Annotated in this window: 22 protein-coding genes; 4 read left to right on the top strand and 18 right to left on the bottom strand. The window is 70.4% G+C overall.

The genetic code is table 11. The annotated features are described in order from the left end of the window. Positions 1-172 precede the first annotated feature (172 nt). The gene (locus tag HQ325_RS08655) at positions 173-1,261 is read right to left on the bottom strand and encodes an LLM class flavin-dependent oxidoreductase (protein WP_374107196.1); all 1,089 of its coding nucleotides are present in this window, start codon (positions 1,259-1,261) and stop codon (positions 173-175) included. Between the two features lie 152 nt (positions 1,262-1,413). Here HQ325_RS08655 and HQ325_RS08650 point away from each other — a divergent pair, with 152 nt between their 5' ends. Further along, on the top strand, positions 1,414-2,976 hold the full coding sequence (locus tag HQ325_RS08650) for an Hsp70 family protein (RefSeq protein WP_222628065.1): 1,563 nt from the start codon (positions 1,414-1,416) through the stop codon (positions 2,974-2,976). 7 nt (positions 2,977-2,983) lie between these two features. Here HQ325_RS08650 and tsaD read toward each other — a convergent pair whose 3' ends face one another. Genes tsaD through HQ325_RS08615 form a run of 7 tightly spaced genes read right to left on the bottom strand, consistent with a single transcriptional unit; the run spans position 2,984 to position 9,378 of the window. Then, positions 2,984-4,030, bottom strand: coding sequence for a tRNA (adenosine(37)-N6)-threonylcarbamoyltransferase complex transferase subunit TsaD (tsaD, locus tag HQ325_RS08645; protein WP_222628063.1), 1,047 nt, complete (start codon positions 4,028-4,030; stop codon positions 2,984-2,986). Then, positions 4,027-4,509 (bottom strand): ribosomal protein S18-alanine N-acetyltransferase, encoded by a 483-nt coding sequence (gene rimI / locus HQ325_RS08640; protein WP_222628062.1) that lies wholly within the window; start codon positions 4,507-4,509, stop codon positions 4,027-4,029. Before rimI ends, tsaD begins: the two co-directional genes overlap by 4 nt. After that, positions 4,506-5,162 carry a tRNA (adenosine(37)-N6)-threonylcarbamoyltransferase complex dimerization subunit type 1 TsaB gene (gene tsaB / locus HQ325_RS08635; protein WP_222628061.1) on the bottom strand — a complete coding sequence of 219 codons (657 nt, stop codon included), beginning with the start codon at positions 5,160-5,162 and terminating at the stop codon, positions 4,506-4,508. Before tsaB ends, rimI begins: the two co-directional genes overlap by 4 nt. 21 nt (positions 5,163-5,183) lie before the next feature. After that, positions 5,184-5,678 carry a tRNA (adenosine(37)-N6)-threonylcarbamoyltransferase complex ATPase subunit type 1 TsaE gene (gene tsaE / locus HQ325_RS08630; RefSeq protein ID WP_374107195.1) on the bottom strand — a complete coding sequence of 165 codons (495 nt, stop codon included), beginning with the start codon at positions 5,676-5,678 and terminating at the stop codon, positions 5,184-5,186. Further along, positions 5,647-6,696 (bottom strand): alpha/beta fold hydrolase, encoded by a 1,050-nt coding sequence (locus HQ325_RS08625; protein WP_222629117.1) that lies wholly within the window; start codon positions 6,694-6,696, stop codon positions 5,647-5,649. Before HQ325_RS08625 ends, tsaE begins: the two co-directional genes overlap by 32 nt. 20 nt (positions 6,697-6,716) lie before the next feature. Then, positions 6,717-7,907 carry an alanine racemase gene (gene alr, locus HQ325_RS08620; protein WP_222628060.1) on the bottom strand — a complete coding sequence of 397 codons (1,191 nt, stop codon included), beginning with the start codon at positions 7,905-7,907 and terminating at the stop codon, positions 6,717-6,719. 40 nt (positions 7,908-7,947) lie between these two features. Continuing rightward, positions 7,948-9,378, bottom strand: a complete 1,431-nt coding sequence (locus HQ325_RS08615; protein WP_222628059.1) for an NAD(P)H-hydrate dehydratase — start codon at positions 9,376-9,378, stop codon at positions 7,948-7,950. 56 nt (positions 9,379-9,434) lie between these two features. Here HQ325_RS08615 and HQ325_RS08610 point away from each other — a divergent pair, with 56 nt between their 5' ends. Next, positions 9,435-9,803 (top strand): plastocyanin/azurin family copper-binding protein, encoded by a 369-nt coding sequence (locus HQ325_RS08610; protein WP_037184149.1) that lies wholly within the window; start codon positions 9,435-9,437, stop codon positions 9,801-9,803. Here HQ325_RS08610 and glmS read toward each other — a convergent pair whose 3' ends face one another. Beyond that, on the bottom strand, positions 9,804-11,666 hold the full coding sequence (gene glmS / locus HQ325_RS08605) for a glutamine--fructose-6-phosphate transaminase (isomerizing) (protein ID WP_222628058.1): 1,863 nt from the start codon (positions 11,664-11,666) through the stop codon (positions 9,804-9,806). It lies immediately after the preceding gene. A 90-nt stretch (positions 11,667-11,756) separates the two neighbouring features. Between glmS and HQ325_RS08600 the strand changes: the two genes are divergently transcribed. After that, on the top strand, positions 11,757-12,623 hold the full coding sequence (locus tag HQ325_RS08600) for an alpha/beta fold hydrolase (protein ID WP_308014316.1): 867 nt from the start codon (positions 11,757-11,759) through the stop codon (positions 12,621-12,623). On the opposite strand, the gene HQ325_RS08595 is transcribed toward HQ325_RS08600, so the two are convergent. The 3 genes from HQ325_RS08595 to HQ325_RS08585 are packed head-to-tail and all read right to left on the bottom strand — an operon-like array spanning position 12,596 to position 14,825. Further along, the gene (locus HQ325_RS08595; RefSeq protein WP_222628055.1) at positions 12,596-12,847 is read right to left on the bottom strand and encodes a hypothetical protein; all 252 of its coding nucleotides are present in this window, start codon (positions 12,845-12,847) and stop codon (positions 12,596-12,598) included. The genes HQ325_RS08600 and HQ325_RS08595 overlap by 28 nt on opposite strands. Then, entirely contained in the window at positions 12,844-14,493 is a 1,650-nt protein-coding gene (locus HQ325_RS08590; protein WP_222628053.1) for a WXG100 family type VII secretion target, read from the bottom strand. The genes HQ325_RS08595 and HQ325_RS08590 overlap by 4 nt, the downstream gene beginning before the upstream one ends. Beyond that, positions 14,490-14,825 (bottom strand): hypothetical protein, encoded by a 336-nt coding sequence (locus HQ325_RS08585; protein WP_222628051.1) that lies wholly within the window; start codon positions 14,823-14,825, stop codon positions 14,490-14,492. Before HQ325_RS08585 ends, HQ325_RS08590 begins: the two co-directional genes overlap by 4 nt. A gap of 168 nt (positions 14,826-14,993) precedes the next feature. Between HQ325_RS08585 and HQ325_RS08580 the strand changes: the two genes are divergently transcribed. Beyond that, on the top strand, positions 14,994-16,034 hold the full coding sequence (locus tag HQ325_RS08580) for an LLM class F420-dependent oxidoreductase (protein WP_056442530.1): 1,041 nt from the start codon (positions 14,994-14,996) through the stop codon (positions 16,032-16,034). Positions 16,035-16,046: 12 nt separating this feature from the next. On the opposite strand, the gene glmM is transcribed toward HQ325_RS08580, so the two are convergent. The 6 genes from glmM to HQ325_RS08550 all read right to left on the bottom strand — a co-directional run bounded on the left by glmM (position 16,047) and on the right by HQ325_RS08550 (position 19,782). Beyond that, positions 16,047-17,384 carry a phosphoglucosamine mutase gene (gene glmM, locus HQ325_RS08575; protein WP_222628049.1) on the bottom strand — a complete coding sequence of 446 codons (1,338 nt, stop codon included), beginning with the start codon at positions 17,382-17,384 and terminating at the stop codon, positions 16,047-16,049. Positions 17,385-17,497: 113 nt separating this feature from the next. Beyond that, positions 17,498-17,983 (bottom strand): 30S ribosomal protein S9, encoded by a 486-nt coding sequence (gene rpsI / locus HQ325_RS08570; RefSeq protein WP_371831715.1) that lies wholly within the window; start codon positions 17,981-17,983, stop codon positions 17,498-17,500. 50 nt (positions 17,984-18,033) lie between these two features. Then, positions 18,034-18,477 (bottom strand): 50S ribosomal protein L13, encoded by a 444-nt coding sequence (rplM, locus tag HQ325_RS08565; protein ID WP_027503810.1) that lies wholly within the window; start codon positions 18,475-18,477, stop codon positions 18,034-18,036. Positions 18,478-18,649: 172 nt separating this feature from the next. After that, complete coding sequence (locus HQ325_RS08560) at positions 18,650-19,048, bottom strand: TraR/DksA C4-type zinc finger protein (protein ID WP_222628047.1); 399 nt, start codon at positions 19,046-19,048, stop codon at positions 18,650-18,652. A 101-nt stretch (positions 19,049-19,149) separates the two neighbouring features. After that, complete coding sequence (locus tag HQ325_RS08555) at positions 19,150-19,428, bottom strand: WXG100 family type VII secretion target (RefSeq protein ID WP_222628045.1); 279 nt, start codon at positions 19,426-19,428, stop codon at positions 19,150-19,152. Positions 19,429-19,479: 51 nt separating this feature from the next. Further along, positions 19,480-19,782: a WXG100 family type VII secretion target gene (locus HQ325_RS08550; protein WP_162246747.1), complete on the bottom strand. Its 303-nt coding sequence runs from the start codon at positions 19,780-19,782 to the stop codon at positions 19,480-19,482. Positions 19,783-19,886 lie beyond the last annotated feature (104 nt).

Raw genomic sequence — 19,886 nt, 5'->3', positions numbered from 1 at the left:
CCTCCACTTTCACGATTGTCGGTCCGGGGCTGGTCCCCGGCACGGATTGTGCTGGTGTTCGTACTGCTCTGGTTCACGACGCGTGAGTGCGGTGGCCCGTCGTCGCGGGTGCCGGGTCACTGAACCTGGCGTCGACTAGCACTCTATACACGCGAGTGCCAGCACTCAACCTTCACGAGTGCACATTCTCGTGTCGCGTCGAGGACGCCATCGCCTCGCGGACGAGAGGCGCGACCTCGCGGCCCAGAAGTTCGATGGAGCGCAGCACCGTCTCGTGGGGCAGCGTGCCGACGCTGATGTGCAGCATGAAGCGATCGAGGCCCAGCAACGTCGACATCGAGACGATCTTCGCGGCCACGGTCTCCGGCGAACCGAGGACGAGCGAGCCGCGCTCGGACCGGGCCGCGTCGAACTGACCCCGACCGATCGGCGGCCATCCGCGCTCGCGACCGATGTGCGACATCGCGGTGCGGTACGGCGGAAAGAATTTCTCCGCCGCGGAGTCGTCGGACTCGCCGACGAAGCCGTGCGCGTGGACGGCCAGCGGGGTGGCGGGCTTGCCGAACTCGTCGAGCGCGCGTCGGTAGAGATCGCCGAACGGCGCGAACCGGGCGGGCTCGCCGCCGATGATCGCCAGCGCGACGGGCAGCCCGTAGGACGCCGCCCGGACCACCGACTGCGGGTTGCCGCCCACTCCGACCCAGACCGGCAGCGGCTCCTGGAAGGCACGCGGGTGCACCGCCTGATCGGTGAGGGCGCTGCGATGACGGCCGGACCAGGTGACCCGCTCGGACCGGGAGAGCGCCACGAGAAGGTCGAGCTTCTCCGCGAACAGGTCGTCGTAGTCCTCGAGCTCGTAGCCGAACAGCGGGAACGACTCGGTGAAGGATCCGCGTCCGGCGATCACCTCGGCGCGGCCCGAGGAGAGCTGATCGAGCGTCGCGAAGTCCTGGTACACCCGCACCGGGTCGTCCGAACTGAGGACACTCACGGCGCTCGTCAAGCGGATGCGCTCGGTCCGCGCTGCTGTCGCGGCGAGCACGACGGCGGGCGCGGACGCGGCGAAGTCCTCACGGTGATGCTCACCGACGCCGTAGACGTCCAGTCCCACCTCGTCGGCGAGCTGGGCCTCCTCGACCACCTCGCGCAGTCGTCGACCGTGGCCCCGCACCTCCGGCACCCCCTCCTCCGGGTAGGTCTCGGCGAAGGTGGTGATACCGATCTCGAAGCTCGCAGACACGGTGACGCGCCCCTTTCTCACTTTCGTGACGTCTCGTCATTGCACTGGTCAGGAAGGGGTTCGGTGTCCTTCAGCGGATGGAACCACCGCGGGATGTGCACTATTTCCGGGCGACTTCGGTAACATTCGCATAACGGCAGCGTACGAACGACCGCCCGAGGAGGTGCATGCACGTGTCGGACACACAGCAGGAGAGCGTCGTCCCCGAACCCACCATCGGGGTCTCGGCAGGGTCCGAGGTGGTGTGCTGCGCTGTCCTCACCACCGCCCGCGACGGCACCGAGACCTTCGACTACCGCACCGTGACCGCCGAGGGCGCACGCTCCGACATCGGTGACCTCGTCGCCACCTCGCTCGATCTCGCGTCCCACCACCTCGTCGACGAGGTGACCGGCCCCGCCACCTCGGGCGGACGCATCGCCGTGGCGCATCGCGGTGGCGCCGGGTCGCGGTCGATCCTGTCGGCGACCCGCCGTCACCACGTGACGAGCGAGCACCTCGTGACCGACACCGACGCCCTGCTGTGCTGGCTCCGGCACACCGGCGAGGTGGCGCGCTACGGCCACGTCCTGCTCGTAGACGTCGGCGCGTCGGGCACCACCACGACGGTCATCGATCAGGTCGACGGCACCGTGCGCGCGGTCCGGCGCACCGACGAGGTCAGCGGCGCCGTTCTCGACGCGCACCTCCTGGCCCTGACCGCGGAACGGCTTCCCGCGGTCACCACCTCGGACCGTCCGGTGGTCGCGGCGCGTCTGCGCACGGCCAAGGAGCAGTTGTCCTTCCACGAGTCCGTGACCGTGGATCTGCCCGGCGCCGAGACGCTCACCGTCACCCGCGCCGAGATGGTCGTCGCCATCGCCGCACCGCTGGCTGCGTTGCGCGAACTCGTTCTTGAAGTCCTCGACGAGGCCGGCCCGACCGCGCGCCCCGAGGTGACCGCCGTGGTCGGCGGCGGCGCACACGTGCCCGCCGTGGTCGAGACCATCACCGACGCCGCCGGTGTACCCGCGGTGCCGACACCCGAACCCGACGCCGCCGTGGCCAAGGGCGCAGCCCTGCTGGCCCGCGACCTCGGACACTCGGTGCTGCCCGCGTCCGTCCGGCCGCCCACGTCGATCGCCGGGAGCCTGCGTACGGTCGGGCTGCTCGCTGCGGCGTGTGCCGCCATGGCCGTCGTGCTCGCGTACGGCGTTCAGGCCCTGACCCCGTCGAGCGAGCCGAGCGTCACCACGGTGGCCACCTCGGAGCTCCCCGAGTCGGCCACGGCCGAGGAGACGGCCACCAGTGCAACGGCGCCCGACGCGGCGCCGCCTGCTCTGACCGGTGGGTGGGACGGCGAGCCTGCGCAGCCCACCGCCGTGGAGCCCTGGCCGACGACCGACTACACGTACACGCCCGAAGTACGTCCCTACCCGTCTCGCTCGACCGCCCCGACGGCAACGGCGACCATGGCGCCCCCGACCTCCACCACCCCGACGCTCCGTCCGGCTCCCGATCTGCCGGTCATCGTCCTGCCGGACATTCCCGGACTTCCACCGTGGTGGACGGATCTGACCAGTGTGCTGCCGACCCCACCGGTGACGACGCCGGAGAGCGCTCCCGAGTCGGGCTCGGCACCCGTCTCGCCCGCACCGGGTGCCGTGGTGCCGGAATCGGTGATCCCCGAGGGGCTCGTTCCCGTGCCGACGACACCCGCTCCCGCGGTCACGCCGTCGACGGCACCGCCCGCCTGACGGGCCGTCAGACGACCTGGCTGATCGAGACAGGCAGGCCCGGATCGGTCGCCGCCGTGAGCGGTGACGGTTCGGCTCCGGACGCGGCGATGTGCGCCCCGAGCGTGGCGATCATGACGCCGTTGTCGGTGCATCGACGCGGGGTGGGGACGCGCAACGTCACCCCCGCCGCCGCGCATCGCTCCTCGGCGAGCGATCGGATACGTGAGTTCGCCGTGGCACCGCCGCCCAGGACGAGGGTGCCGATCCCCCGATCGGTGACAGCGCGCAGCGCCTTCATGGTCAGGACGTCGGCGACGGCCTCCTGGAACGACGCGGCCACGTCGGCCACCACGATCGGACGGCCGGCGCGCTGCGCCGACTCGACGTGGCGAGCGACCGCGGTCTTGAGGCCGGAGAACGAGAAGTCGTAGCGGGAGTCGCGCGGTCCGGTCATGCCGCGAGGAAACGCGACGGCGCGCGGATCACCCCCCGCGGCGAGCGCGTCGAGCACAGGACCGCCGGGATAGCCGAGCCCGAGAAGCCGGGCGACCTTGTCGAAGGCCTCTCCCGCCGCGTCGTCGACGGTGCTGCCGAGTTCGACGATCGGTGCGGCGAGCGAGGACACCTCGAGCAGGTGCGTGTGTCCACCCGAGACCAGCAGCGCGACGCATTCCGGCATCGGGCCGTGCTCGAGCGTGTCCACCGCGACGTGACCACCGAGGTGGTTGACCGCGTAGAATGGCACGTTCCACGCCGCCGCGTAGGCCTTCGCCGCCGCGACACCGACGAGGAGCGCTCCGGCGAGGCCGGGTCCGATGGTGACGGCGACGGCGTCCGGGCGACGAATGCCCGCCTGCGCCAACGCTCGTCGCATCGTGGGCACGATGGCCTCGAGGTGTGCGCGCGATGCGATCTCGGGGACGACACCACCGAAGCGGGCGTGCTCGTCGACACTGGACGCGACCTCGTCGGCCAGCATCTCGCACGTGCCGGTGCCCGACGCGTCTCCGCTGTAGCGGACGATGCCGACACCGGTCTCGTCGCACGAACTCTCGATACCCATGACGATCACGGGTGACCACCTCTCGTAGTCGGGGCGGGCCTGGTCATGGTGTACGCGTCCGCACCGCTGGGCTGGTAATAGCGGCGGCGCGTCCCGACGATGTCGAAGCCCGCCCGGCGGTACAACTCGATGGCCGGCTCGTTGTCTGTGCGCACCTCGAGGAACACCGGACCGCCGTGCAGGTCCGCCTCGTGCAGCAACGCGTCGAGGAGTGCCCTGCCGATACCGCGACGCTGCGCGGCGGGATCGACGCCGATGGTGTGGACCTCGGACTCGGTGTCGTCGCCCTTGCCCAACAACGCGATCCCGGCGTACCCGACGGGCCGACCGTCGTCCTCTCGCACGACGAAGTACCGCACGTGCGGGCCGCGCAGTTCGTCGACGAACGCCGACGCCGGCCAGGGCCCGTCGGTGGGGAACAGCACGGCCTCGAGCTCCGCGCACCGGTCCGCATCCTCGACGCGCATCGGTTCGACCGTGCCGATCATGCGCGGGTCTTCGCCGCTCGATCGGCCGTCGCGACCGCGTCGGGGCGCCGGAGATACTGCGGCACCAGCGACATCGGCTCCGCGCCGGAGCGCAGCGCCTGCGCGGCCACGGCGACGAGGCATTCCGGAGACGGGCTCTCGACCGGTTCCACGGGCAGGTCCACCAGATCGACGTGCAGTGCCGATCCGGCCACCACCGTCGACTCCCCCACGACGATGTCCGCGGCGGGCGAGACGAACGGTCCGGCGACGCGCTCGGCGCCGCGGAACCGGGCCCAGTACACCTCCCGGCGACGCGCATCCGTGACGACGAGGACTTCGCGGTCACCGGGCACGGCCGCGGCGATGGCGTCGAGACTGCCGACACCGTGCACCGGGATCCCGAGGGCGTCACCGAACGCGGCTCCGGTCGCCATGCCCACGCGCAGGCCGGTGAACGGCCCCGGCCCGGTGCCGACGACGACCGCGGACAGGTCGTCCGCGGTGATGCCGGCATCGGCGAGGCACTCGAGGATGTGCGGGGTGAGAACTTCGGCGTGCTTACGGGCGTCGACGGTGACGCGCGTCGCGAGCGGCTGCGGGCCGGTGTCGTCGAGCCGCACCACCCCGGCCGTCACGGCGGGAGTGGAGGTGTCCACGGCGAGTATCAGCACGGGGATCCAGATTACCCGTGCTCACCCGATCCACCGCCACGTGGCGGTGCGGACGTCGGACTCCGGCTCGCGCCGCAGCCGGATCAGCAGGTGCCGGTCGGCGAGAGCCTCCGCGATGCCCTCGCCCCACTCCACGACGACGACCGAGTCGGCCAGCTCGGTGTCGAGGTCGAGGGCGTCGAGCTCGTCCATCGCCGAGGCGCCGGTTCCGAGCCCCAGCCGGTAGGCGTCGACGTGCACCAGTCCGGGGCCGGTGTCCCCATCGGCGCGGTGGGTGCGCGCGATCATGAACGTCGGCGAGCTCACGCGGCCGAGCACGCCGAGTCCGCGAGCGAGCCCCTTCGTCAGCGTCGTCTTGCCGGCGCCGAGAGGGCCGTCGAGCACCACGACGTCGCCGGCCGCCAGCTCCGCGGCGAGGCGCTCGCCCAGCTGCTCGGTGTCCTCGGCTGTCGAGAGGACGGCCTGCCCCTCGTCCGGCACCGCGTCAGCCAACGGTTCGCCTCGTCGGTTCGGCACGGACCCGTCCGTCGCGGGCACGCTCTACGAGTCGGTCCAACGCGTCGTTCACCTCGTCGGGGAACTCGAGCTGCACCAGGTGACCGGCGCGGCGGACCCGCACCATCTCGGCGTGCGGCAGCGCGTCGGCCAGCTGCTCCGACTTGTCGAACGGGATGACCCAGTCGTCGTCGCCGCACAGCACCAGCGTCGCGGTGTCCGCGATGACGGGCAGCGCCTCCAGCTCGTCGTGCAGCTCGAGGGCCTGGAGGAAGTTGACCATGGTCACCACCGAGGTGTCGTGGATCATCTGCTCGGCGAACGCCTCGAGAGCGGGGCTGACCTCGGTGCCGAACGAGGCTGCGCGCAGCACCGGGGCGATGACCCCGCGCACGACGCCGCGGCCGAACTGGACCGCGCCGGGCGCGGTCCGCACCGCGAGCCGGAACGCGTCGACGGCCGGGTTCTGCAGATTGCGTCCGAGACCGGTGCGCGCGAGACCCGCTGCGGTGGTGGACATCAGCGCGACGCCGACGACCCGCTCGGCCACCGCGTCGGGGAACTGGCGCGTGGCCGCGAGCACCGACATGCCGCCCATCGAGTGGCCCACCAGCACCAGCGGTCCGCGCGGTGCGACGGCCCGGATCACGTCGGCGAGATCGATGCCGAGGCGGGCGATGTCGCACTCGTCCGGCGAGACGTCGCCGGATCTGCCGTGACCGCGCTGATCGTAGAACACCATCCGCACGTCGTCGCCCCACCGGCGGGCGAGCTCGCGGCGCTGGTAGTGCCAGCACTCCATGCGCAGGCAGTACCCGTGCACGAACACCACGGTCAGCGGCGCCTCGAGTGGACCGACCTCGCGCACCGCCAACGGCACTCCGTCTCCGCTGGCGACGACGCACCCGCGATCGAACTCCATCGACTCGAAGTCCTCGCGCCGACCGGCGTCGGACACCGGCGGGCCCACTCGTCGTCGCACCGCGGTGATACCGGCCACGGCGGCCACAGCGGCGATACTCGCTGCGCCCCCGGCCATTCCGGCGAGACGGGCGCTGATCACGCGATTCCCCCGGCGAACGTCCGTCGTACTCGACCGCGGATGCCGGTCACCACCTCGTAGTTGATCGTGTCGAGCGTCTCCGCCCAGTCCTGGGCCGTGGGCTCCCCGTGGTCGCCCGGTCCGAACAGGTAAGCGGTGTCACCCTCGGCGACGTCGGGACGGCCGGGTCCGAGGTCGACGACGATCTGGTCCATGCACACCCGCCCCACGGCCGGGTAGCGCACACCGTGGATCGACACCTCGTATCGGTTCTTCAACGCGCGCGTGATGCCGTCGGCGTAGCCCACGGGCAGCAGCGCCACCGTCGTGTCGACGGGAGCGATCCACTCGTGGCCGTAGGAGACGCCGTCGCCGGCAGCCACCCGCTTGAGCAGGATCACCGTGGCGCGCAGCGTCATCACGGGGCGCAGTCCGAACCAGCCCAGGTCCGGCGCCGGGGACAGGCCGTACAGCGCGATGCCTGGTCGGACCATGTCGTAGGCCAGGTCGGGACGGGTCAGGGCACCGGCGGAATTAGCGATGTGCCGTACCTCGGGTGCCACGCCCGCTCGGGCCATCGCGTCGGCGGCGGCGTCGAAGCGCTCCTTCTGCCGGTCGTTGATCGGATCGCCGGGCACGTCCGCATCGACCAGATGGGAGAACAGGCCGCGCACGCGCAGCCCGCCTCCACCCTGCTCCGCGACCAGGGCGTCGACGGCCGCGTCGAACTCGTCCGCACCCACCCCGTTGCGATTCATACCGGTGTCGACCTTGAGGGACACCACGGCGGGACGGCCGACACGTCGTGCGGCGTCGGCGACCTCCGCTATCTGACGGGGCGAGGACACGCCGATCTCGACGTCCGAGTCGATCAGTCCCGTGAAGTCGGTGCCGGGGGCGTGCAACCAGCACAGCACCGGCGCCGTGATGCCCGCTGTGCGCAGTCCGAGCGCCTCCGCAGCCGTGGCGACACCGAGTTCGCGAGCACCGGCCGCGAGCGCCGCCCGAGCGACCTCCACTCCGCCGTGGTTGTAGCCGTCCGCCTTGACGACGGCCATCACCGCAGCAACGCCGGCGTGCTCGATCAGGATGCGGGTGTTGTGCGCGACGGCGTCCAGATCGATCAGCGCCTCGGCCTGCGGGCGAGAAGTCGGAGCCGGTGCGACCGGACTCGTCGGCACCTCCTGCGCGCTGTTCACCGGCGTCATTCTGCCATCGGCACCCCGCACCGACGTGCGGTGGCGGGTGTCAGGCCTGTGCGCGGAGGTCGCCGACCGCGTCCGGGACGGCGCGGAGCAGCGGTGAGGCGGGGATGGGAGCAGCGGTACGCCGACCGCGATCGGTGGCGGCGAGCGCGGCCGCCCGCGAGTGCGCGCGAGCGCCCATGACGGCGGCGGTGCGGGCCGGCACGCCCGCCGCGAGGAGGGCACCGATCATGCCGGACAGCACGTCGCCGGACCCGGCCGTCGAGGACCAGGACGACCCCGCGTCGTCGACGGAGACGGTGCCGTCGGGATCCGCGATCACCGTCGCTCGCCCCTTGAGCAGCACCGTCACGTTCCAGTCGGCCGCGAGGGCCCGGACGGACCGGACACGATCGGGTCCGGGCGCGGACCCGGTGAGTCGCTCGAACTCTCCCGCGTGCGGTGTCAGCACGGTCGCCGACGACCGTCCGCGCACCAGCTCGGGTCGCTGCGACAGCACGGTCAGTCCGTCGGCGTCGACGAGGACCGGGACGTCGGACTCCAGGACGGAGCGCAGCCGGTCGGCCGCGTCGTCGTCGGTGCCGAAGCCGGGCCCTACCACCCAGGCCTGTACACGTCCTGCCTCGTCGACCGAACGGGCGGTGACCACCTCCGGGTAGCGATGCACCACCTCGGCGCCGCCCTGCCCGACGTAGCGGACCATGCCGGACGTCGCCGCCACCGCAGCGCCCGTGCACAGCACGCCCGCGCCGGGATACTTCTCGCTGCCCGCCATGATGCCGGTGACACCCTGGGAGTACTTGTCGTCCGCAGGTCCGGGTACCGGCCACGCGCGGCCCACCTCGCCGTCGTCGGGAGACGTGATCGTCGCGGCGTCCGGAACGAGGCCGATGTCGATCAGGTGCAGCTCGCCGCACCACGCGCTCGCGAGCACGTGCACCGGCTTGTAGGCGCCGAACGCCACCGTCACGGCGGCACGCACGGCGGGACCGTCGACGGCGCCCGTGTCCGGGTCGACACCCGACGGCAGGTCCGCAGCCACGACGGGGGCGGTGAGTCCGTCGACGATCGCGGCCGCGTCAGGTCGGAGCGATCCCCGCGCGGACAGGCCGACGATGCCGTCGATCACCAGATCGGGGTCGCCGGCCCGCGTCACCACACGTCCCGTGGCGGCCCGGAACGCCCCCAGTGCGGCGGGGTGGGCGCGATCGGGGCGGAGCAGCAGTGCCTCCACGGCGACACCGCGCCGGCGTAGTTCGGCGCCGGCGAACAGCGCGTCGCCGCCGTTGTCCCCGGATCCGGCGAGAACGAGCACCCGTCTGCCGACCACCCCGCCGGTGCGGGCCCGGAGTTCACGAGCGACGACCGTCGCCAGTCCGTGGGCCGCGCGGCGCATCGCCGCGTACTCGGGCAGTCGGGCCAGCAGCGGGGCTTCCGCCGCTCGCACCTCGTCGGCGGTGTGGAAGTGGCGCATGCGTCCCACGGTAGCGCCGACCGGCCACGATGCACGGCAGGTCTACCGTGGGAATCATGGCTCGCCTGACAACACTCGCGGCGACGATCGGAGTCACTGCCGCACTGGCACTGTCGCTCACATCGTGCACCGAGGACGCCCCCACCGCCGAACGTCCGACCGGGCCGAACGTCGTCACGGTCGCCGCGATGGCCTACTCCCCTGCCAGCGTCACCATCTCGCCGGGCGACACCGTCACGTGGTTCTTCGACGACACCGGTGTCGCGCACAACGTGATCGGCATCGACGCGGCGTCCCGTCTGCTGCACAGCCCGATGATCTCGTCCGGTCAGTTCAGCCAGACGTTCGACGACCCCGGCACGTACCCGTACTTCTGCTCGGTGCACCCGAACATGACGGGCACCGTCATCGTCCGAGAGAGCTGATCACTCGACGGTGACGGACTTCGCCAGGTTGCGCGGCTTGTCCACGTCGTAGCCGCGCGCCTGCGCGACCTCGGCGGCGAACACCTGCAGCGGCACCGTCGACAGCAACGGCTGCAGCAGTGACGGCGCGGCCGGGATCTCGATGAGGTGATCGGCGAACGGCCGCACCGTCTCGTCGCCCTCCTCGGCGATCACCACGGTCCGGGCGCCGCGCGCCTGGATCTCACGGATGTTGCTGAGCATCTTCGAGTGCAGCACCGCTCGGCCCTTCGGCGACGGCATCACGATGATCACCGGCAGGTCGTCCTCGATGAGGGCGATCGGACCGTGCTTGAGCTCGCCGGCGGCGAAGCCCTCGGCGTGCATGTACGCGAGCTCCTTGAGTTTGAGCGCACCTTCGAGTGCCACCGGGTAACCGACGTGGCGACCCAGGAACAGCACCGTCGGTGACGACGCCAACTCGCGGGCCAGGGCGCGAACGGGCTCGACCGTCTCGAGCACCTTCCTCACCAGGTCCGGCATGGCCTCGAGATCCGCGTACTCCCGTGCGACCTCGTCCGGGTACTTGGTACCGCGAGCCTGCGCCAACGCCAGACCGACCAGGTAGTTGGCCGTCACCTGGGCGAGGAACGCCTTGGTCGACGCGACACCGATCTCCGGTCCCGCCCGCGTGTAGAGCACCGCGTCGGCCTCGCGCGGGATCTGGGAACCGTTGGTGTTGCACACGGCCAGGACTCGGGCCTTCTGCTCCTTCGCGTGCCGGACCGCCTCGAGAGTGTCGGCGGTCTCGCCCGACTGGGAGATGGCCACCACGAGTGTCGACCGATCGAGAACGGGGTCGCGGTAACGGAACTCGCTGGCCAGCTCCACCTCCACGGGGAGGCGGGTCCAGTGCTCGATCGCGTATTTCGCCAGCAGCCCCGAGTGGTACGCGCTGCCGCACGCGACGACGAACACCTTGTCGACGTCGCGCAGCTCCTGATCCGACAGTCGCTGCTCGTCGAGGACGATGCGACCGTCGGTGAAGTGTCCGAGGAGGGTGTCCGCCACCGCCGCGGGCTGCTCCTGGATCTCCTTCAACATGAAGTAGTCGTGACCGCCCTTCTCGGCGGCGGCGAGGTCCCAGTCGATGCGGAACGGACGCCCCTCGGCCTCGGACCCGTCGAAGTTCATGACGTCGTAGCCGTCGGCGGTGATCACCACGACCTGGTCCTGCCCGAGCTCGACCGCGTCGCGCGTGTGCTCGATGAAGGCGGCGACATCGGACCCGACGAACATCTCGCCCTCTCCGACGCCGACGACCAACGGGGTGGAGCGACGGGCCGCGACGATGGTGTCGGGGTGATCGACGTGGGTGAACACGAGCGTGAAGGCGCCTTCGAGGCGCTGCAGCACCGCGAGGGCGCTCTGGACGAAGTCTCCGGCCGTGGGGCCCTCGTCGTAGGCGGCGGCGACCAGATGGACGGCCGCCTCGGTGTCGGTGTCCGACTCGAACTCCACGCCGGCGTTCTCGAGCTCGGCGCGCAGCGGCGCGAAGTTCTCGATGATGCCGTTGTGCACGACGGCCACGCGGTCGGCGCGGTCGCGATGCGGGTGGGCGTTGCGATCGGTGGGTCGTCCGTGGGTGGCCCACCGGGTGTGGCCGATTCCGCTGGTGCCGACGAAGGTGTCCCGCCCGAGTTCGTCCAGCTCGGCCTCGAGGTTGGCCAGCTTTCCGGCCTTGCGCTCGACGGCCATTCCGCCGGACCCGTCCAGGACGGCGATGCCGGCCGAGTCGTATCCGCGGTACTCCATCCGGCGTAACGCCTCCACCACCACCGGTAGCGCTCGACGATGTCCGACGTACCCGACGATTCCGCACATGGGACGACAGCCTACTTCGGCGCGGACGGCGCTCCGGCCGCCCGCACGTCGACGGCATGGCGAACTGCCGCGTCGACTACGGTCAGTGCTGTGCCGAAGACGCAGAAGTTGGTCGCCGACCTGACCAAGCGGGGTCCCCATCGCGTACTGCGCGGTGACCTCGCTCTCGCGGGCCTGCCCGGTGTGATCTACACGCCCAGTGAGGGCACGGGACTGCCGGCGATCGCCTTCGCGCACGGCTGGATGACCGGCGCCTCGCACTACGACTCCACGCTGCGGCACCTCGCGTCGTGGGGCATCGTCGTCGTGGCGCCGAACACGCAGCGCGGACCGGTTCCCTCGCACAGCGCCCTGGCGCAGGATCTCCTTGTCGCGCTCGACGTGTGCACCGGCATCCGTCTGGGCAGCGGCGACATCAGCGTGCACCCCGCCAAGCTCGGCCTGGTGGGCCACTCGATGGGTGCGGGCGCCGCCGTCATCGCTGCGGCTCAGCGATCGGACGTCGCCGCTCTCGGTGCGCTCTACCCGGCGCCCACCTCGCCGCGCGCCCTCTCGCCCGGCATCGCCGACGCGGTCACCGCTCCGGCGCTGGTGCTCGGCAGTCCCTCCGAACTGAATTCGCTCACCGCCGAGCCCGTCGCACTCGCCGATGCGCTCGGTGGCCCCACCCTGCTCCGCGTGATCGACAAGTCGGAGGGTGACGGCATGGTCGAGGGCCGGAAGCTGCTCAGCTTCCTCGGAGTCGGCAACGCCCAGCCGAAGACTCGGCGCTCGGTACAGGCACTGCTCACCGGATTCCTCCTGCACCGCCTCGCGGGTGACGACACGTACTCCGACTTCTCCGATCCCGACGCCGTCGTGAAGGGCACGGAGGTGGTCGACCCGAACGCGCCGACCGCGGACGCCCCCAAGAAGGTCAGCGCGATCCGTCAGCTGAGCCACCTCACCGGTCGCTGAGGCGTCTCCGGCGGCACATCGTCGCCGGACACCGCCTCGGTCGCCGATCGCAGGATCATTCCGGCGCGACGGGGCACCGAGCGCGCGGACGCCGAACGCGCGGCCTCCGAGCGCTGCCGAGCTTCCTCGTCGATGGCCGCGAGACGGGTTCGCACACGCCGCGTGGCCCGTCGGTGCTCCCGCACTACGGCATCGATGATGTCCGCGCTGTTCTGAGAGTTCACAGCGGACCTGCTTCCGCGAGCTCGGGTCGCGCCGGCTCGTCGGCCGCCGCAGCCTCTGCGCTCGGTTCCGTGTCCGGCTGCGGCACAGCAGGTTCCGTGGCGTGGTCGTCACCGGATTCCTCAGCCGCAGGCGCGCAGTCCGGCGCTGCGGCGACCGTGGGCTCAGCAACCGGGGGCTCAGCAACCGGGGGCTCAGCAACCGGGGGCTCGACGACCGGGGGCTCGACAACCGGGGGCTCGACAACCGGGGGCTCGACGACCGGGTGCTCGACGACCGCCTCTGGATCCGCCGCCTCCAGTTCATCTGCCGCCAGTTCGTCCGCCTCCGGATCCGGTCTCTCTTGTCCCGCTGAGTTCGGGGCCTCCGACGGCAGTTCCGCTGCCTCGTCCACCACCTCGGTGAGGACGGGCAGTCCGAGAGGACCGGCGGCGAGAGTGAGGTGGTGCGACTCCCCCGCCGCGTCATGGGTGCGGATGTCCACGGCCCCGTCCGCGCCGAGGGCGACACTCACCCCGCGACCGTCGAGCTCCGCCTCGAGATGACCGCGCTCGACGTTCTCGGCAGGCGCAGTCAGCGCCGCCTCCGGTGAGATCTGCGCCTCGGCGGGCGGTGGTTCGCACGGCACCGCGCCCGAGACCACCTCGACCACCGCGTCCCGCACCGCCCGCCCGATCAGGTCGGCGAGCGGCGACCGATCCGGTACGGGAGCGACAGGCAGCGTCGTGGGCGGCTCCACGACCACGGGAGGCGGCGCGAGGGCGGGCGGCGGCAGCTGTGGTGCAGTGGCCGGCGCCGTCACCGCAGCCGGCGCGGTGGCTGCCGCCGGCACACACTCGCACCCGTCGTCCTCGACGGACCGGTGGCCACTCGGCCACGGTGAGTCGTCGATGTCAGCCGCCGCAGCGCAGAGTGCCGCGTAGATCTCGGACACGGCGGTCTCCGTCGAGGTGCACAGCTCCTCGAACGCGGCGACCCGCTCGGTCATCGCCGGTACGAAGACGGTGTCCAGCCACTCCCGACACCGGGCAGCGACCGGGTCGAGAACCTCCACCTGCCGCCGGCCGGTATCGGACGCGGCCAGCAACATGGCCTCTAGGCCCGGGAACACCGAGGCCAGTGTCCGTACCGCATCGGGTGCGGAGGCACCTCCGGCTCCGGCGATGGTGGCGGCGACCTGCACCGCGTCGCGACCACCCACCTGATCGGCTCGGAACGCGGAGGCGGCGATCGACTTGTCCTCCACTATCGCGTGCAACCCCGCCGACGCCGAGGCCATCGCAGATCCGATCGCCTCGAGCTGATCGGCGTGGGCGGCCGACCTCGCGCACTGCCGTCGAAGCAGGTCGAGCGCCGCATCGGCGGCGACTCCCGACCACGCCTGCCCCAACGCATCCGCCGCGGCGGACTGACGACCGATCTCGCCCCGCGCCTCGGCCGCCGCGGCGCAGAGGCGGTCCGCGTCCGCTCGGAGCGCCTCTGTGTCGAGCCCGCGTTGCTCGTCGTATCGAGCGCAGAGAGCATCGTGGGACGTGGTCATCGGCGCGCCGCTCGCACCGACCAGCGGGAGGAACGCCTCGAAGAACGTCAGGCCCTCACTGCCGAGGTCCAGGAGTCCGTCGATCGTCGGCGGTATCGGCGCGGTCACCGGTCACCCCACTGTGCCGGTGCCGCGACGGACCGGGCCGAGACATCGTCGACGGAGACCGTGGCATCGACCGACGCCCGGAGAGCGACCGACGTCGCAGCAGTGGCATCGGACCAGGAGCGCAGACCTTCCGACAGGCGGCCGAGGTGGCCCAGTAGGACAGCGGCCGCCGCCCGGTGATTGCGGCCTGCCGTCTCGGCGCCGAACAGACCCCCGACACCGCGCTCGGCACACAGTCGTACCGCGGCCGCAGACTCGTCGAGGGCCGTGATCGCCGCCCGAGCCGCCCCCTCGTCCAGCGCCGTCCCGCCTCGCGACGTTCCACTGCTCATGTCGTTCCTTCCGAAGTGATGCACGAGAGCGCGATCCCCACCCATCAGACGCACCGCCGTGCCCATGCGTTCCCGCGAAACGGCAGCCGTCGGTGGGCACGGCCGGTCGGACCGGTAACCTCCGAATTCACAGGTGAGTTACACACACTTCGGCGATCAGGGAGCCCCATGCGCATCGGTATGCAATTGAACTACTCGGGCGGGTTCAGCGAGACGGTCGAGGAGGTCGGGGCACTGGAGAAGGCGGGAATGGACATCGCCTTCATCCCCGAGGCGTACTCGTTCGACGCGGTGAGCCAGATCGGCTTCCTCGCCGCGAAGACCTCGACGATCCAGCTGGCGTCGGGCATCTTCCAGATCTACACCCGCACCCCGTCGCTGCTCGCGATGACCGCCGCCGGTCTCGACTACGTCTCCGGTGGACGATTCGTCATGGGTATCGGCGCGTCCGGCCCCCAGGTGATCGAGGGATTCCACGGCGTGAAGTACGACGCCCCGCTCGGCCGCACCCGCGAGATCATCGAGATCTGCCGTCAGGTGTGGCGTCGCGAGAAGGTGCAGTTCGAGGGAAAGTACTACCAGATTCCCCTGCCCGCCGATCAGGGAACGGGTCTGGGCAAGCCCCTCAAGCTCATCAATCATCCTGTGCGAGCCGACATCCCGATCGTCATCGCGTCACTCGGACCCAAGAACGTCGCGCTCACCGCCGAGCTGGCCCAGGGCTGGGAGCCCATCTTCTTCCATCCGGAGAAGGCCGAATCGGTGTGGGGCGAGTCGCTCGCGGCAGGCAAGGCGAAGCGCGACCCGTCTCTGGGTGAGCTGGACGTCTACGCCAGCCCCGCGGTGGCCATCGGCGACGACGCCGACCAGTTCCTTCCGTGGATCAAGCCCCAGCTCGCGCTCTACATCGGTGGCATGGGCGCAAAGGGCAAGAACTTCTACAACGACCTCGCGGTGCGCTACGGCTACGAGGCGGAGGCAGAGAAGATCCAGGACCTCTACCTGGCCGGCAAGAAGGAGGAGGCCACGGCCGCCGTTCCCGACGAGCTGGTCCGGTCGATCTCGCTGATCGGCACCGAGAGCTACGTCAAGGAGCGCCTCGCCGCCTTCGAGTCCGCGGGAGTGACCACACTGAACATCCACCCCATCGCAGCCGACACCGCAGGCCGCGTGGGTCAGGTGGAGCAGCTCAAGGCCCTCATCGGCTGACGGGCCGCGACGTCAGCCGACGGCGCCGACCACATCCGCGATGTGGTCGGCGAGCCGGCGGGCGGTGTCTGCGGTGTCCGCCTCCACCATCACGCGGACGAGCTGCTCGGTTCCCGAGGGACGCAACAACACTCGCCCCTCTCGTCCGAGCTCGTCCTCCGCCCGGGTCACCGCGTCCTGCACGAGCGGAGCCGACGTCGCGGCGGACTTGTCCTGCACGGGAACGTTGATCAGCACCTGGGGCAGCGTGCGCATGACGGACGCGAGGTTCTCGAGGGTGCGTCCCGTCTCGGCCATTCTGGCCATGATCTGCAGGCCCGTCAGCACACCGTCACCGGTGGTGCCGAAGGCGGGCAGGACGATGTGTCCCGACTGCTCACCGCCGAGTCCGTAACTGCCGGCGCGCAGTTCTTCGAGAACGTAGCGATCGCCGACAGCGGTGGTGCGCACCGTGATTCCGGCGTCACGCATCGCGATGTGCAGTCCGAGATTGCTCATGACGGTGGCGACCAGCGTGTCGTCGGGAAGCTCGCCGCGCTGGTGCATCGCGATCGCGAGGATCGCCATGATGGCGTCCCCGTCGACCACGGCGCCTCTCGCGTCCACTGCGAGACAGCGGTCCGCGTCGCCGTCGTGGGCGAGTCCGAGGTCGGCGCCGTGCTCGACGACGGCCTTCTGCACCACGTCGAGGTGAGTGGAACCGCATCCGTCGTTGATGTTGAGGCCGTCCGGGTCGGCGCTGATGGCGATCACGGTCGCACCCGCGGCGCGGTAGGCGTCCGGCGCGGCGGTCGAGGCCGCTCCGTGTGCGCAGTCGACGACCACGGTGATGCCGTCGAGGCGGCGGGTGACGATGGTCGCGAGATGGCTCTCGTAGCGGGCGAGGGCGTCCGGCGCCTGTCGCACGCGGCCGATGGCGGCACCGACGGGGCCCGTGGCGGGCGCGTCGAGCAACGCTTCGATGCGGTCCTCCTGGTCGTCGTCCAACTTGTGGCCGCCGGCCGCGAAGAACTTGATGCCGTTGTCGGGCATCGCGTTGTGCGATGCGGAGATCATGACGCCGAGCTGCGCGTCGTAGTCGTCGGTGAGGTACGCCAGGGCCGGGGTGGGGACGACACCGACCGTGAGGACGTCGACTCCGGCGGAGGACAGTCCGGCCACGATCGCGGCTTCGAGCATCTCGCCGCTCGCGCGCGGGTCCCGTCCGACAACGGCCAGGGGGCGGGTGGTCGACGAGGCGACCTCGCCGAGCACTGCTGCGGCGGCACGGCCGAGTCGTAGTGCGAGGTCTGCCGTCACCTCCTCGTTCGCCAGTCCCCGAACTCCGTCGGTACCGAACAACCGGGCCATGACAGTTACCTCTTCCGAACAGGTGGAGCGAATGCAGGTGCCGTGACACGAAGCAGGCGCCCGCGGCGGTCCGAGGACCAGCCGGAGCGCCTGCTTCTCCAGAAGTGCTGGGATCAGCGCTTCGAGTACTGCGATGCCTTACGAGCCTTCTTCAGGCCGTACTTCTTGCGCTCCACGGCACGCGGGTCACGCGTGAGGAAGCCGGCCTTCTTGAGGGCGGGGCGATCGTCCGGAGTGACCTCGATGAGGGCACGGGCGATGGCGAGACGCAGAGCGCCTGCCTGGCCGGACGGGCCGCCACCGTGCAGGAGGGCGACGATGTCGAAGCCGTCCGCACGCTCGACGGTGACGAACGGGGACTTGATGAGCTGCTGGTGCACCTTGTTGGGGAAGTAGTCCTCGAGGGTGCGGCCGTTGAGCTTGAAGTCGCCCGAGCCGGGGGTCATGCGCACACGCACGACGGCTTCCTTACGACGACCGACCGTGGTGACGGGGCGATCGATGTAGATGGCGGGACGAGCGGCGGCCTCGATGTCGGCGACGACCTCGGGCTCCTCGACGGAGACGAACTCGTCGGCGATCTCGACGGAGTCACCGATGGGGACGGTCTCTTCGGCCGTCTCGGTCACGACGTTCTCTTCGGGAGCGGTCACTGGGACACCTGCTTGATCTCGTACGGGACGGGCTGCTGAGCCGTGTGGGGGTGATCGGGACCTGCGTAGACCTTGAGCTTGCCGGCGATCTGGTTGCCGAGCTTGGTCTTGGGGATCATGCCCTTGATGGCCTTCTCCACGACGCGGTCGGGGTTCTTGTCCAGAACCTCACCGATGCTGCGCGCGCGAAGTCCGCCCGGGAAGCCCGAGTGGTGGTAGTGGAACTTGTCGGTCCGCTTGTTGCCGCTGATCGCGACCTTCTCAGCGTTGATGACGATGACGAAGTCTCCGCCGTCGAGGTTGGGGGAATACGTGGGCTTGTGCTTGCCACGCAGCAGAGTTGCTGCCTGGACTGCGAGGCGGCCGAGAACGACGTCGGTGGCGTCGATCACGTGCCAGGTCCGGGTGACATCCCCGGCCTTTTGGCTGTACGTGGACACAGAACTTCCTTGTCTCATCGCTGATGGTGCTGGCCAGGCGCGTGGTCGGCATCCTCGGCGGCCAGTGGAGACCCGAGGTACCGGTATCGGTCGAACGTGACGACTCGATGTACCGAACGCCAACGGTGTACCTTACCGGCCCACGTACTGGCAGGTCAAAACCCCTCGACAGTCATCGCCGACGAGAGGTGCAGTCGATGCAGCGGCGCGCAGTGGGCAACGCCTCGAGGCGGGGGTCGGAGATCGCCCCGCCGCACACCTCGCACTGTCCGTAGGTGCCGCGCTCGATCCGCATCTCCGCGTCGTCGAGTTCGCGCAGTTCCTCCCGCGCCTCTCTCGACATCGATGCGATGGCGGCGCGCTCGAAAGCGATGGTCGATCCCTCGGGATCGTGTTCGTCGTCGTCCGTCGTCCACCGCGACCCCTCGACGATGGCCTGGTGCTGCCGTGCCAACGACACGATGCGGGCCTCGGTGAGCGCGCGCTCCGCCGCGACACGGCCACGGGCGACGGCCCGAGCCACGTGGTCGCGGTCGCTCGGTTCGGTGACGGGCTGATCCGGGTGTGTCATGACGCGTCCAGTATCCGCCCTCCGCCGTCCGGAGGCCCACGGACCGTCTGGGGTGGGCAACCGGACACCCCCCGCGCCCCGGTTGCCCACCCTGTCCGTGATCAGGCGAACATGCCCCGGTTCGCCGCTTCGCGTGCCTGCATGTCGGCGTTGCCCTGACCGACGGCACTGCCGACCGCCTCGAGCACCTGATTGAGCTCCAGGGCCGCCGAGTCCCACTGGCGCTGCTTGTCCTGGTACGACTCCGCCGCCGCGCCTTCCCATTCCGCCACCAGCGGCGAGATGATCTGGCGCAGTTCGTCGAGCTTGCTGTTGAGAGTGGCCTGCTTGGCGTCGATCTGAGCAGTGACCTGGTCGATGGCACCGAACACGTATCTCATGGTGAACGTCCTTCCTGACGTGAGTGATGGGCAGATCGGATGATCGGCTGATCAGAGGTTGAGCGAACCGCCCGCGGCGGTGACGGTGCGCGTGTTGTCGTCGTCGGCAGCGCCGTAGGCGGTCCCGCTCGACTTGATGGCGTCCCCGATCGATCCCAGCGCGAGTTGCAACTTGTTCGCGCTGCCGTCCCAGCTGGTCATCACGTTCTGGAACGCGATCGCCGCCGCGCCTTCCCAACTCCCCCCGACAGCCTGGACATCGCCACGCAGCTGGTCCAGCAGCGCCTTGATCTCGAGCGTCAGCTGGTCCACCTTCCCTGCGGTGACGTGCATCGTCTCGACGGTGGTCTTCATCTGCGACATGGTTTCTCGATCCCCCCTCGGTGTGGTCCGGGCCGGTTGCCGGAACTTCCCCTGCACCCTCTTCGACGCGACGACTCGGCGAACGGTTCCGTCTC

Source organism: Rhodococcus sp. BP-349 (assembly GCF_019835845.1).
Lineage (GTDB): Bacteria > Actinomycetota > Actinomycetes > Mycobacteriales > Mycobacteriaceae > Rhodococcoides.
This window is presented reverse-complemented; position numbering and strand designations above follow the sequence as displayed.